Here is a 12,494-nt window from a genome sequence, read left to right as displayed (position 1 = left end):
AGGGGCGCTCACCTTCGTTCGCGTGACGGTGCTGGTCGTGATCGCGTCGGCGATCTGGGTGCCGATCGGCATTGCGATTGGTCTTCGACCGCGCGTGGCCGCCCGCATCCAGCCGATCACGCAGTTTCTCGCCGCGTTTCCGGCCAACCTCCTGTTTCCGGTCGCGGTGTTCGTCATCGTGCGCTACCGGCTCGCCCCCGAAGTCTGGCTGCCGCTGTTGATGATCCTGGGCGCGCAATGGTATGTGCTGTTCAACGTGATCGCCGGAGCGAGCGCGTTTCCGGCCGACCTGAGCGAAGCGGCGGCATGCTTTCGAGTTCGGCCGGCGACCTGGTGGCGTCGCGTCATGTTGCCGGGTGTGCTGCCGTACTTCGTGACGGGCGCGATCACCGCGTCCGGCGGCGCATGGAATGCGAGCATCGTCGCGGAGGCGGTGAGCTGGGGCAGCACGCGCCTGAATGCCGGCGGACTGGGGGCCTACATCGCGCAGATGACCGGCGCCGGTGACTTTCCGCGTATCGCGCTCGGTGTCGCCGTCATGTCGCTGCTCGTGATCGCGACCAACCGGCTCGTGTGGCGCCCGATGTATGCGTTCGCCGAGCGCAGGACTCGGTTCGATTGAGTCCGGACCCGATCCTCCATCCGCAGGAGACCGATGTGTCGAATCCCGGTGAATGCAAGGAAGCGTACGAGGCGGGCGCGGCCGCACCGTCATCGGAGCAGGCGCCCGTCGTGCTCGAGATGCGCGGCGTATGCAAATCGTTCACGAAGCCGTCCGGCGAGCCGCTGCACGTGCTGGCCGATATCGACCTCACGCTCCGCGAGGGGGAGATACTGGGGCTGCTCGGCCGCTCCGGCTCGGGCAAGTCCACGCTGCTGCGGATCGCGGGCGGGCTCGTCAAGCCCTCGTCCGGCGCGGTCGCATATCGCGGGGCACCGCTTGCTGGCCCGACCGCCGGCATTGCGGTGGTGTTCCAGACCTTCGCGCTGTACCCGTGGCTGACCGTCGTCGAAAACGTCGAGCTCGGGCTCGATGCGCTGAGCCTTCCGCCACGCGACGCGCGCGAACGGGCGGCCGTCGCGATCGAGTTGATCGGGCTCGACGGTTTCGAATCGGCTTATCCGCGCGAACTGTCGGGCGGCATGCGTCAGCGGGTGGGGTTTGCCCGCGCGCTCGTCAGCGAACCCGTCCTGCTGTTGATGGATGAACCGTTCTCGGCACTCGACGTGCTGACCGCGGAAACGCTGCGCACCGATTTTCTCGACCTGTGGGACGCGCGCCAGCTGTCGACCCGGTCGGTGATGATGGTGACCCACAACATCGAGGAAGCCGTGCTCATGTGCGATCGCATCCTGGTGCTCGGCGCCGGCCCGGCGCGCATCGACGCCGCGCTGAACGTGCCGTTGCCGCGTCCGCGCAGCCGGCACGACCCGGCCTTCCAGGCGATCGTCGGCAAGATCTACGCGACGCTGACCGCGCGCATCGCCGACGCGGCGGCGGCCCGCGCGGCGGCCGGCGGCACGCTGGCCATGACGCTACCCGACGTGACGAGCCACCATCTCGCCGGGTTCGTCGAGACCCTGGCGGCCGCGCCGTACGACGGCCATGCGGAACTCGGCGCAATTGCAGCGGCGCTCGCGCTCCGGGTCGACGTGCTCCATGCGACCGCCGCGGCGCTCCATCTGCTCGCCTTTGCCGAGTGGCACGACCGGACCCTCCGGTTGAGCGCGGCGGGCCACGTGTTCGCGCACAGCGACGACGAGGCCCGGCGGCGCCTGTTTCGAGAGCATGTCGTCAAGTTCGTGCCGCTTGCCGCGCATATCGACGAAGTGCTGGACGAGCGTGCAGGGCATCGCGCGCCGCGTGAGCGTTTCGAACTGGAGCTCGAGGATCATCTCGATCCGCGCAGCGCGGAACAGGCGCTGCGCGTCGTGACGGACTGGGGCCGCTACGCGGGGCTGTTCGACTACGACGACCATACGCGCACCTTCGGCCGTTGATCATGCGGGCCCCGGCCCGCGGCAACGGCGGGTGGTGTGCCGCCGCGTCCGTTGACTTCCGTCAACGCCCGGCGCGCGGTGCGTTCGAGAATGACTTCACGGGCGCCGAAACAGGCCGGGCGTTTGCCGGCGGAGTCGTTCAGGCTTTCGGTTGCGATCGGCAGCGAGCGGGTCGTGCGACGCTCGACGGGCCGCCGGCGCGATCGCGCCGCTTCAGCGAACCTGCCGGCACCTGCGCACGCCAATGACCGTAGACGGGAGAATGGGCCATGAACTGGCTTTCCGAATATTTCGCACAGCACACGAGCCCGCTGTCGCTATCGATCTGGGCGCATCCGCCGCTCGTGGTCGGACCCGACGGCCCGGTTTGCCGCGAGCCTTACCGCCTGCCGTATCCGGGAGTGGAGATGGTGTACACGCCGGCCGGAACGGTGGAGTGCGGCGGCAGGATCTATACGTTGCCGGCTCGCTACGACGCGAGGTGGACACGTGCGGGCGGTATCTTGCACGACGATGCCGCGCCGTTTTTCCGCGAGGTGACGATCTTCGCGCCGTCGCCATTCAATCGCGACTTCGTCGTGACGGTCAACGGCGAGTTTTCCTTCGTGCCGTCGTTCTGGGCGGATGGATCGCCGGGCTTCTCGGGCACCTGCGCGCCTGCCGCGAGCGGCCATGCGGTGCGGGATCGAAGCGGCCCCCCGTGGTTGTTCCAGGGGTATCTCAGCATCTAGGCGGCGTCGGCGTCCGGGCGGCGGAAACCGGCGCTACGCCCGCACGTCCCCGCGCTTTTTCCGCACGACGAGGGAAACGAGCGCGCCGAGCATGGCCGCGCAGGTGGGCGAAGTGCGCGACGCCGTTCGTGTCGCGGCCGGCCGAAACGGAACGGCGTGACATGGCGTCAAGTCAGCCGTGCGTCGCGCACGGCCGTTGAGGCGGATCATGGGCAGCCGTCGCCCGGGGCCCGCCACGGCCCGCGTGGCGGCACGTGCGCGATCGGCCGCGACGACGTGCGGCACGTTGACGTGCCGACCCTGCGTGGCGCCCGTCGTGCCCGTCGTGCTGCCCGTCGGGGCCGCGCTCCGGGCGGCACGCAGCGCGCGTATTTACGCGCGTAGCGCGGCGAACAACGGCGCCCAGAACGCGCGGCTCCCGTACGCCGCGACGTCGCACTCGGTTTCGAAGCGGATCGCGATCGCGGCCTCGGCTCCGGCCAGCGGCTCGGCGCGCTCGACCTGCCGGGCCAGTACGGCCGTGTCGGCATCGGATGCGTCGCGCCCGTGTGCGGCCCGGGCCGCGACACGGGCGGCGAGCGTCGCCGGGCTCGCGGTGAAGTCGAGAATCGCGACGCGCACGCCGCGCTGCTCGGCGAGCGAAATGAAGGGCGCCCGGTTGCGCCGGAGCAGGAACGTCGCGTCGACGATCGCCGTATAGCCGCTGGCGAGGACCTCGCCGGCCTGCGCACGCAGTCTGTCGTAGATCGCGTCGATCGCCGTCTCCGAGTAAGCGGCGGGCGGCAGACGGGTGTCCTCCGGTGCGCTGGCGAAGCGCTTGCGTTCGGCGTCGCTGGACAGCCGGATCGCGCCGAGCCGTTCCGCCAGCGCGCGGCTCGCCACCGATTTGCCGGAACCGGACATGCCATGGCAGAGCAGCAACAACGGCCGCGCATCGCGGCGTGCCTGCGCCATGTCCGACGCAACGCGCAGATAGCGGCCGCGCGTCGCCTCGTCGCCGCGCAGCCGCGCGGTCAGCGCACGCACCAGCGCACGATAGACGAAGTAGCACGGCAGTACGGCCAGCGCCGCATGGTCGCCCGTACGTGCGAGCCATCCTGACAGAAGGCGGTGGGCGCAATCTGCGCGCCCGCGGGCGGCATAATCCATCCATGCAAACGCGAGATCGCTCGCCACGTCGATCCAGCGCAGTGCGTCGTTGAACTCGATGCAGTCGAACATCAGGATCCGGTTGCGCCAGCGGACGACGTTGTCGAGATGCAGATCCCCGTGGCAGGCGCGCACGAAGCCGTTCGCGTCCCGCTCGGCGAACTGCGGCGCGAGACGAGCCAGCTCGGCTTCGTACCAGCGACGCAGCGCGGCTTGAGCGGGCACCGTGACGTCGAGCGTGTCGCACAACGCCTGGCATTGGGCCGCGACGCTCGCCGCGCTGCCCGGGTAGCGCGGCGCACGGCGCGGCGCGTGCAGATGATGGCGGGCCAGCGTCTGCGCGAATGCGTCCGCGTCCGCCAGCCCCGTGTCGTGCGATGCGCTGCGGACCGACACCATCGCTTGCGCGTCGAACCGGCGCATGCGCACCACGTACTCGCCGGGCACCGCCGGCTGCCGGTGGCGGTGGGGGCCGGTTCGCACGGGCGGGCCGAAAGTGCTGCGGCGGCCGCGCGCGACGATCGGCCAGACGCCCAGGTACAGCGGGCCGGCGAACGGCCGGTTGAGCGACCATTCCGCCAGCGCGCAGCGGCGGCGCTGCGCGGGGCGCACGAGATCGACGAACGCGAATCGAACGGGCTTGATGCGCTTGTACGCGTAGCGTCCCGCCAGATACACGACGGACAGGTGGGTTTCGATCCGTTCGATCCGGCCGGCGGGATGCGGATAGGTGGCAGGCCGACGCAACGCGCGATCGAATTGCAGGGTCTTGCGTCGTGCGGCTCCGCGGCTCGACGTGAACGGCAGGCGTGGCGCTCGGGACATGATGAACGGATCGATGAGCGGGGCGCTGGCATGGCGCCGTGCCCGCGGGTTGTAGTCGAACGGAAGCGGCTCGCTCCGTCTGCTCGATGTCGCGGGATCGGGCCGGCAGGCTCGGGGGCACGCGTGCGACGAATCCTATTGCAGCCGACTGTCGCCCATCCCGGCTTGATGCGTGTCAAGCGCGTCGACTGTGCGCACCCGGACGGCTTGCCGTGGCCCGGCGCCGGCGCGGTAGCGGCGCAACGCCGCCCGCATGCACGTCGTCGGCACCGTTGCGGCGCGTGCGGTACGCACCGCGCCGGCGCGCGCTTGACGCAGGTCAACCGCATTCCCCATGGCGGCCCTACAGTCGATTCGGGCGTTCGGGCGATGCGGCACGTGACCGCGCACCGAATGCGGGATGTCGGTGCGTCACGCGGCCGGGTTGGCGTCGAGCGGATTCATGCCGCCGGATGGCGAGCGGAACGCGATGCGTTGCGAGGCAGGGAAGATGAAACAACGGGTGTGGGCGGTCGTCGTGTTGCTCGCGTTGGGGGCGTGCGCCGATGCGGAGCGGAACGCGGCCTTCCGGTCGACGGAAACGCAATTGTTCGCGACGCGCCAGGCCGCGACGCTGCAGTGTTCGACACCGGCCGAATGCGACCGCGCATGGCGCCTTGCGCGCCGCTACGTCGAAGGGCATTCGTCGACCCGGATCACCCGGGCCGATGCAGACACGATCGAGACGGCGCCGCCGTTCCTGGCCGGCGAAGTCTATTTGTGGGCCTCGCGCACCGCATCGGGCGGCGGCGCGGCGGTGATCCGGCTCAAGGCGATGTGCAAGGGCATGTACGGCAGCGATGGCGGCCCGGGGTGGCGGTACGACGCGTGCGCGACGAAGATCCTCGACATCGAGCGGGGTTTCCGGGCCGACGTGAGCCCGGCGCGTTCCCCCGACGCGCCGAAGCCGGTCGCGCCGCGCTGATCCGGCATCTCGTGCCCGTGCGCCCGCGCGCCTCCACGTGATTTCGAACCGTTGACCTCCGTCAACGCCCGCGTCCGGCGAACGCCGATGATGACACCCATCCGCACGCCGCCGGCGCGTCGGTTCATCCAGCGAGGTCGGTATGTACACGAACATCATGGTCGCCGTGGACGGCAGTCCTTCATCGAAACTGGCGCTCGACGAAGGTCTGAAGGTGGCGCGATCGTACGGCGCGCGCCTGTTCGCCGTTTTCGTCGTCGACCGCTCGCTTCTGGTGACGTACGCCGGACGAATGGATCCGGACGCGCTGCTCGACGAGGTTCGGCGCGATGGCGCGGCGGTGCTGCGCAGCGCGGAACGGGCGATCTCGCACGCGGCGGTCAACGGCGACACGGAAATCGTCGAGACCGAGCCTGGCCAGAATGTCGCCGAACGGCTGCAACGGTACGTCGTCGAGCGTTCGATCGATCTGGCCGTGATCGGCACGCACGGCCGCCGCGGTGTCCGGCGGTTGTTTCTCGGCAGCGTCGCGGAGCGTTTCCTGCGCGGATCGAGTTGCCCGGTCCTGCTCGTACGCGCCGGCGATGCCGCCCCGGCCGCGGCGGCGGCAGCCTAGCGTTTTCGCGCGCGGCGCCTCGCGGCGAGGACGCGGGCAGCACCCGGCGCACCGCGAGCCCGCGCCCACCCATGCGCAACCTGCACAGGTGACCATCATGCAGATCTCCTTTCCTTGCGAACATCCGACGTATTGCAGCCAGGATCCCGCGCTGGCGTTTCCCGCGCTGGTCGAAGGCCGCCGTGTGCACTGCGCGATCACCGCTGAAGCGCTGGAGGATCACTTCCGCGCGGCGTCGCCGCGTGAACAGGATCTCGTGGAGGCATTCGCCCGTCATCGACCCGCGATCGAGCGCGCCGCGCGCTGCCTGCTCGAGGAGATGGGCGGCCGGCCGATCCTGCTCCACAGCGGCTATTTCCGGTTCTGCACCTGAGCGTCCGCTCCTGTTGACGCGCGTCAAGCACATGCCGATGCGGGCAGTTACGCTGGAATCCTGATGATCGTTCGTCCGTTGCCCGGCACACGGTGCCGCGCCAATCCGATCTTCGTCATGGCTTCGCGCGGGCGGGACGAAAGCGCGGGCCGCATGTCAATCGTTCGAGGAGTACGAACCATGAGCAATGTCACACGGTACGATCCGTTTTCGATCGAACCTGTCGCCGACCTGTTTCAGGGCCTGTTCAGGCCGCTGCGCGGGATGACGCTGGCGGACGAGCCCGATCTTGCATCGATGAAGATCGACGTGACGGAAAGCGACGATGCGTACAAGGTCAACGCGGAACTGCCGGGCGTCGCCAAGGACGACATCGACGTCCAGGTGACGGGCAGTACCGTATCGATCAACGCGAAAATCCAGCGCAACAGCGAGCAGAAGGAAGGCGAGCGCGTGATCCGGCGCGAGCGCTATAGCGGCGCGGTCAGCCGCTCGTTCTCGCTGTCGGGTGAAATCGACGACGCGAAGGCAACGGCGACGTATCAGGACGGCGTGCTGTCGCTGACGCTGCCGAAGAAGGCGCCGGTCGCGCAGAAGAAGCTGACGATCGGCTGATCGGGCGGCAGGCAGCGGGTGGCGCCGGCATGCGCTGCCCGACAGGAGGAGACGGCGCGCGGAGCGATCCGCGCGCCGTTTCGTTGAAGCGGGCGCCGGGGCGCTCACGCATTCGATGCCGCGCCGCCTGCGCGGTAGCCGACCGTCTGCGCGAGGATCGGCAGCTCGTCCTCGTTCAGCCGCAGCGCGTCGGCCAGCACGCGATGGTTGATCCAGCCGCGCACGACCGTGCCGAGGCCGGCGGCCGCGCAGTAAAGCGACACGTTCTGCGCGATGGCGCCGGCCGCGATCGCCGAGAACACGTCGCGCTGCTGCGGCGGCATGTCGAGGATCGCGGCGGTCCGCACGACGTAGACGAGATCCAGCGGCGCGCGCCCGACGAAGTCCTGGTAACCCGTCAGGTTGCGGGCATCCACGGCGTGTTTAAGCACGAGCCGATGCGCGGGCGCGTCGTAGCGATAGACGCCGTACGGCAGCGCGACGTACACGTCGATTTCGTTGAACGCATGCGCGGACGGCGCCGTGCGGCCGCCGCCGACCGGCCGGTTGACGCCGTCCGCGGCCCACAGCATCGCGCCGAGCGTCGCGGGCGGCAGGGGCGTGGCGGCGAATTCGCGGGAACTCATTCTTGCCGCGAGTGCGGTCATCAATGGCGGGCCGCCGTCGAGGTCCGGGTACGGCAGGTCGATGAGGGGCGGGGATTCGCCCTGTGGCGATACCGGCCCTGCCGGTGGTGTCGGCGAATAGGCCAACAGTTGCTGTTCCGTCATGGGAGTCTCCTTGGAGCATCGCCGTGCTTGCCCGGGGCGTCGCGCATCGGCGATCTCACGATAAGTCCGCCGGGCCGCGCCGGCTTGACCTCCGTCAAGCGGTGCACCGGCAGGCCGCGATGCGCGTCGAGCGGCGTCCGTTGACCTGCATCAGCGATCCCCGACCGTGCATGTGCAAATCTGGGCGTATGCGGCGGACAGGCACGCCGCGGCTCACAGGAGTGCAGGCGATGAAAACCGACAAGCAACTGAAGCAGGACGTCCAGGACGAACTGGAGTCCGACCCGGCGATCGACGCGACACGTATCGGTGTCGAGGTCGTCAACCGGATCGTGACGCTCTCGGGTCACCCGCCGAGCTATGCGGAGAAACTGGCGATCGAGCGTGCGGCGAACCGCGTGGCCGGCGTCAAGGCGCTCGTCGTCGACATGACCGTGCATTTGCCGGACGACGACGTCCGCACCGACGAGGACATCGCGAATGCCGTGCGCTCGGTTCTGCACTGGACGGTCGGTCTGCACGACGACGCGGTCAAGGTGCAGGTCGAACACGGCTGGATCACGCTGTCCGGCAGGGTCGACTGGGCGTACCAGAGCCATATGGCCGTGCGGGCGATCTCGCAGATGCGCAGCGTGACCGGCGTGACCGACCACATCACGGTGCAGGGGGCGGTCGGGTCGGCCGACATCGGCGGCAGCATCAAGCGCGCGATCATGCGCCACGCGGAGCGCGAGGCGAAGCACATCGCGATCGAGGTGCACGACGGCACCGTGCGGCTGTCCGGCAAGGTCGGTTCGTTCTCCGAGCGCAAGGCCGTGCGCGGTGCCGCGTGGTCGGCGCGCGGCGTGCGTGCGGTGGTCGACGACCTGGTCGTCGAGTAAGCGCGGAACCCCCGGTAACCGGATGGGCAGTCCGCGCAGTTGAAGGAGGGAAGCCGGATGACACTGTCAGGCGAGGTACACGACGCGGACTGGTCGGTGACGATCGAGACGATTGCCGCCGAAACGGGCGGCTACCGTTGCAGGATCCACGTGACGTTCACGTCGCCGGATGGCGCATGCGAGCGCACGTTCGCGCACAGCCGGACCCACGATACCGAGCGCGAAGCCGCGATCGACGGGCTGCGCGCCGGGATGACCTGGGTCGAGATGAGGAAATCGAACACGTTCACGGTCTGACGCCACGGCGCACGTGAACGTGTCTCCCGTGCGTCGACGTTTCGTTCGTCATCCGATGCAACGAGCGCCGCGTCGCACGGGTATCGGTGTGCCTACCCGTCAGCGCGGTCGCGGTCGGCAGGCGGCGGCGCGGGGTGCGCAACCGGTTCGTCGTCGCGCGCATGTTCGCGTTGCCGCCGGACATGATGCGCGACGGCGTCGGTCACGGTCGGAAAGAAGCTGGCGGGACCGAACGCGTCGAACAGCCCGTAGGCGCGCAGGCGATCCTTCACCGGCCCCTTCATTTCGGCGAAGTCCAGTGCGATTGTCTGCGCGCGGAGTTCCTCGTAAAGCGCCACGAGCCGGTCGGCGGCGCTGACGTCGATATCCGTGACGGGCTCGGCCGCGATGACGATGCGCGTGACCGGAGACGCCGACGATACGATGGCCGCGTGCAGATGCTCGCAGAAAATCTCGACGTTCGCGTAGAAGAGCGGCGCATCCCAGCGGAACAGCAGGAGCCCCGGCGTCTGCACGGCGTCCGGATGGCGCGCGATGTCGTGATAGCCGCGCACGCCGGCCAGCCGGCCCAGCACCGCATCGTACGGATGCCAGGCTCGCCACACGAACGACAGCAGCGACAGCGCGCTGGCGAGCAGGATGCCGGGCACGACGCCGATGCCGACCACGCCGGCAAAGCACAGCACCGCAATCAGGCATTCGCCGCGACGCATCCGGTACAGCCGGACGACGCTGCGGACGTCCGCGATGCCGAACGCCGCGTACATCACGACGGCGGCCAGCGCCGCGCGCGGGACGCCGGTCAGCAGCGTCGGCGCGGCAACGAGCAGGATCGCGATGCACGCCGCCGCGACGAGGTTCGTGACCTGGCTCTGCGCGCCCGCGGCAATCGCGACGGGCGTGCGCGATGCGCTGCTGCTGACCGCGCAGCCCTGCATCATGCCGGCCAGCAGATTGGCGGCGCCCAGTGCGACCAGTTCCTGGTTGCGATCCGGCGTTTCGCCCGAACGTGCCGACAGGGCGCGCGACAGCATGCTGATGTCGGCGAACGACACCAGCGCGACGGCGACGGCGCCGGACGCGAGCGCGCCCAGGTCGGCGGCGGAGACGACCGGCAGGTGCGCCACGGGTGCGCCGGCCGGCAACGTGCCGACCGTCGCGATGCCGTGCAGCGGCGACACGTGCGCGACCACGGTCGCCGCCAGCACCGCGATCAATACGCCGGGTGCGCGCGGCATCACCCGTTTCATCAGGAAAATGGTGGCGAGCGCACCGATGCCCAGCAGCGCGGCATCGGTGGAGAACCGGCCTTCGGCGAGGGCGTGCACGATGGGCGGCACGCTGGAGAACACGTCGCCGCCCGCCGCGGGCATGCCGAGCAGTTCCGGCAACCGGCCGATCGCGAGCGCGATCGCGATACCGTTCAGGTAGCCGTACTGGATCGGACGTGACAGCAGGTCGGTGACGAAGCCGAGGCGGAGCGTGCCGAGCAGGATGCAGATCGTGCCGGCCGACAGCGCCAGCGCGCCGGCCAGCGCGATGGCGCGCTGCGGGTCATGGTCGGCGAGCGGGGCGATCGCGCCTGCGATCAGCGCGGCCAGCGCCGAATCGGGGCCGAGGACGAGGATCCGGCTCGGGCCGAGCAGCGCATACGCGAGCAACGCGGCGATCGACGCATGGAGGCCCGTGACGGCCGGCAGGCCGGCCGCCTGTGCATAGCTCATGCCGACGGGCACCAGCACGGCCGACAGCGCGATGCCCGCATACAGGTCGCGCGACAGCCATGCGCGCCGGTAGTGCGTGAGCAGTGCGATGCCCGGAAACAGGTGGGCGACGTGTTCGGAAAGGTGCCGGTTCATCGCGGCTTCATCCCGGAGACGTCCGGGCGAACGGGATGGACGGCTTCGGCAGGCGCGTGGTGACCGGGGTGCGGCCGGCCCGGGCAGACGGACGGGACGGCAGGGCGAGCGTGATCATTGCGTCGGAAGACCGGGCCGCCGCCGTCGCGCCGGATGCCGGCGGCGCGGCACGGTTGCGAGCGGCTTCAGGCGGCCTTGAGTGCCGACAGTTGCAGTGCCTGCGCAAAGCGGGCCAGCGTGGCGATCGAGCCCGTCACGCTCTCGTACCGCTCGCGCCCGATCTGTCCGTCGAGGATCACGAGCATGCCGGCGTCGCGCGCCAGGGCGACGAGCGCCTGCGTGTCGAGCGCGGCAGCGTCAGGCCGGCGGGCCTGGTCGCCCGAATCGGGAAGCGGGGTAGCGTGTGTCATGACGGCTCTCCTGATGGCCCGGAATCCGGCTGGCGCGCAGCCGCGATCCGTGATTTCAGTATCGTTGTCGCGCCCGCGCGATTCAATCGGCATGCCCCGAAGCTGCGGTAGGAATCGCGCGGAGCGCGTCGGCAGATTCCTACACGGCACGCGGTTTCGGCGGCGGGCGGCGGCGCACCGGCCGCGCCGCACGCCGCCGTGCATACCAGCTTCCGATCGCGCGCCAGATGTCGGGGGCGGATTCGCAGTACGTGAACAGGTCGAGATCGCTGCGATCGATCATCCCCTCGTCGGCGAGGAAGGCCAGGTCCACCGCGCGGCGCCAGTACGCCTCGCCGACGAGGATGACGGGCAGCGGCGGGATCTTGCGCGTCTGCAGCAGCGTCAGGACCTCGAACAGCTCGTCGAATGTGCCGTAGCCGCCCGGGAAAAACACGGCGGCTTTCGCGCGTTCGAGCAGATGCAGCTTGCGGATCGCGAAATAGTGAAACCGGAAACCGAGATCGGGCGTGATATACGGATTCGGCGCCTGTTCGCGCGGCAACTCGATGTTCAGGCCGATGCTCGGCGCGCCGAGTTCGTATGCGCCGCGGTTCGCGGCCTCCATGATGCCGGGGCCGCCGCCGGTGACCACGGCGAGCCGCGCGGCGCGCGTGCAGCGGTCGGCGTGGCCGACGATGCGCCCGAATTCGCGTGCGACGCGGTAATACACGCTGTGCTCGACGAGCCGGCTCGCCGCCGCGACCGCACGGCGCCGGCCCGCATCGTGCGGACGCTGCGCGAGCAGGCGATTGGCTTCGTCCAGCCGGGCATTCGCGACGGCAGGGGCGACGATGCGCGTACTGCCGTAGATCACGACGGCATGGCCGATGCCTTCGCTCTGCAGGCGCGCCTCGGCTTTCCAGTAGTCGAGCTGCAGCCGGATGCCGCGCATGCTCGCGCGCTGCAGGATGGTGGCGTCGTCGTCGGCAGGCGTGCGCTTCGGGCGTCGGGCGGGACGCCG

At 69.8% G+C, this 12,494-nt stretch carries 14 protein-coding genes; 9 read left to right on the top strand and 5 right to left on the bottom strand.

Translation table 11 applies throughout. The features are described 5' to 3' along the window. The 3 genes from ABY44_RS02780 to ABY44_RS02770 all read left to right on the top strand — a co-directional run. The coding region (locus ABY44_RS02780; RefSeq protein WP_431640821.1) for an ABC transporter permease subunit at positions 1 to 622 on the top strand (622 nt) is incomplete at its 5' end. A 35-nt stretch (positions 623 to 657) separates the two neighbouring features. Next, on the top strand, positions 658 to 2,001 hold the full coding sequence (locus tag ABY44_RS02775) for an ABC transporter ATP-binding protein (RefSeq protein ID WP_081072775.1): 1,344 nt from the start codon (positions 658 to 660) through the stop codon (positions 1,999 to 2,001). A 269-nt stretch (positions 2,002 to 2,270) separates the two neighbouring features. Continuing rightward, positions 2,271 to 2,732 (top strand): hypothetical protein, encoded by a 462-nt coding sequence (locus tag ABY44_RS02770; protein WP_059696819.1) that lies wholly within the window; start codon positions 2,271 to 2,273, stop codon positions 2,730 to 2,732. 372 nt (positions 2,733 to 3,104) lie between these two features. Here the strand turns inward: ABY44_RS02770 and ABY44_RS02765 are convergent, their stop codons facing one another. After that, positions 3,105 to 4,706, bottom strand: a complete 1,602-nt coding sequence (locus ABY44_RS02765; RefSeq protein WP_060172790.1) for an AAA family ATPase — start codon at positions 4,704 to 4,706, stop codon at positions 3,105 to 3,107. A gap of 490 nt (positions 4,707 to 5,196) precedes the next feature. Between ABY44_RS02765 and ABY44_RS02760 the strand changes: the two genes are divergently transcribed. From ABY44_RS02760 to ABY44_RS02745, 4 genes are all read left to right on the top strand, one after another. Continuing rightward, complete coding sequence (locus tag ABY44_RS02760; RefSeq protein WP_060172882.1) at positions 5,197 to 5,670, top strand: hypothetical protein; 474 nt, start codon at positions 5,197 to 5,199, stop codon at positions 5,668 to 5,670. 142 nt (positions 5,671 to 5,812) lie between these two features. Further along, a complete protein-coding gene (locus tag ABY44_RS02755) occupies positions 5,813 to 6,286 on the top strand; it encodes a universal stress protein (RefSeq protein ID WP_027792288.1) in 474 nt (157 codons plus the stop codon). A gap of 97 nt (positions 6,287 to 6,383) precedes the next feature. Further along, on the top strand, positions 6,384 to 6,659 hold the full coding sequence (locus tag ABY44_RS02750; RefSeq protein ID WP_027792289.1) for a DUF1488 domain-containing protein: 276 nt from the start codon (positions 6,384 to 6,386) through the stop codon (positions 6,657 to 6,659). Between the two features lie 180 nt (positions 6,660 to 6,839). Next, positions 6,840 to 7,274, top strand: a complete 435-nt coding sequence (locus tag ABY44_RS02745) for an Hsp20/alpha crystallin family protein (RefSeq protein ID WP_042974953.1) — start codon at positions 6,840 to 6,842, stop codon at positions 7,272 to 7,274. A gap of 104 nt (positions 7,275 to 7,378) precedes the next feature. On the opposite strand, the gene ABY44_RS02740 is transcribed toward ABY44_RS02745, so the two are convergent. Then, entirely contained in the window at positions 7,379 to 8,044 is a 666-nt protein-coding gene (locus tag ABY44_RS02740) for a nitroreductase family protein (protein WP_059696817.1), read from the bottom strand. Positions 8,045 to 8,274: 230 nt separating this feature from the next. Between ABY44_RS02740 and ABY44_RS02735 the strand changes: the two genes are divergently transcribed. Together ABY44_RS02735 and ABY44_RS02730 are read left to right on the top strand one after the other, a co-directional pair. Continuing rightward, entirely contained in the window at positions 8,275 to 8,925 is a 651-nt protein-coding gene (locus tag ABY44_RS02735; RefSeq protein WP_060082731.1) for a BON domain-containing protein, read from the top strand. Positions 8,926 to 8,982: 57 nt separating this feature from the next. Further along, positions 8,983 to 9,222, top strand: a complete 240-nt coding sequence (locus ABY44_RS02730; protein WP_059521290.1) for a hypothetical protein — start codon at positions 8,983 to 8,985, stop codon at positions 9,220 to 9,222. Between the two features lie 92 nt (positions 9,223 to 9,314). On the opposite strand, the gene ABY44_RS02725 is transcribed toward ABY44_RS02730, so the two are convergent. The 3 genes from ABY44_RS02725 to ABY44_RS02715 all read right to left on the bottom strand — a co-directional run. Beyond that, positions 9,315 to 11,081 carry a SulP family inorganic anion transporter gene (locus ABY44_RS02725; RefSeq protein WP_060172792.1) on the bottom strand — a complete coding sequence of 589 codons (1,767 nt, stop codon included), beginning with the start codon at positions 11,079 to 11,081 and terminating at the stop codon, positions 9,315 to 9,317. 185 nt (positions 11,082 to 11,266) lie between these two features. Then, positions 11,267 to 11,491: a hypothetical protein gene (locus ABY44_RS02720; RefSeq protein ID WP_021159371.1), complete on the bottom strand. Its 225-nt coding sequence runs from the start codon at positions 11,489 to 11,491 to the stop codon at positions 11,267 to 11,269. A gap of 139 nt (positions 11,492 to 11,630) precedes the next feature. Further along, positions 11,631 to 12,494: TIGR00730 family Rossman fold protein (locus ABY44_RS02715; RefSeq protein WP_431640820.1), on the bottom strand; the 864-nt coding region annotated here is incomplete at its 5' end.

Origin of the sequence: Burkholderia sp. ZZQ-2 (assembly GCF_050768715.1) — a bacterium.
GTDB classification, from domain to species: Bacteria; Pseudomonadota; Gammaproteobacteria; order Burkholderiales; family Burkholderiaceae; genus Burkholderia; species Burkholderia cepacia.
This window is presented reverse-complemented; position numbering and strand designations above follow the sequence as displayed.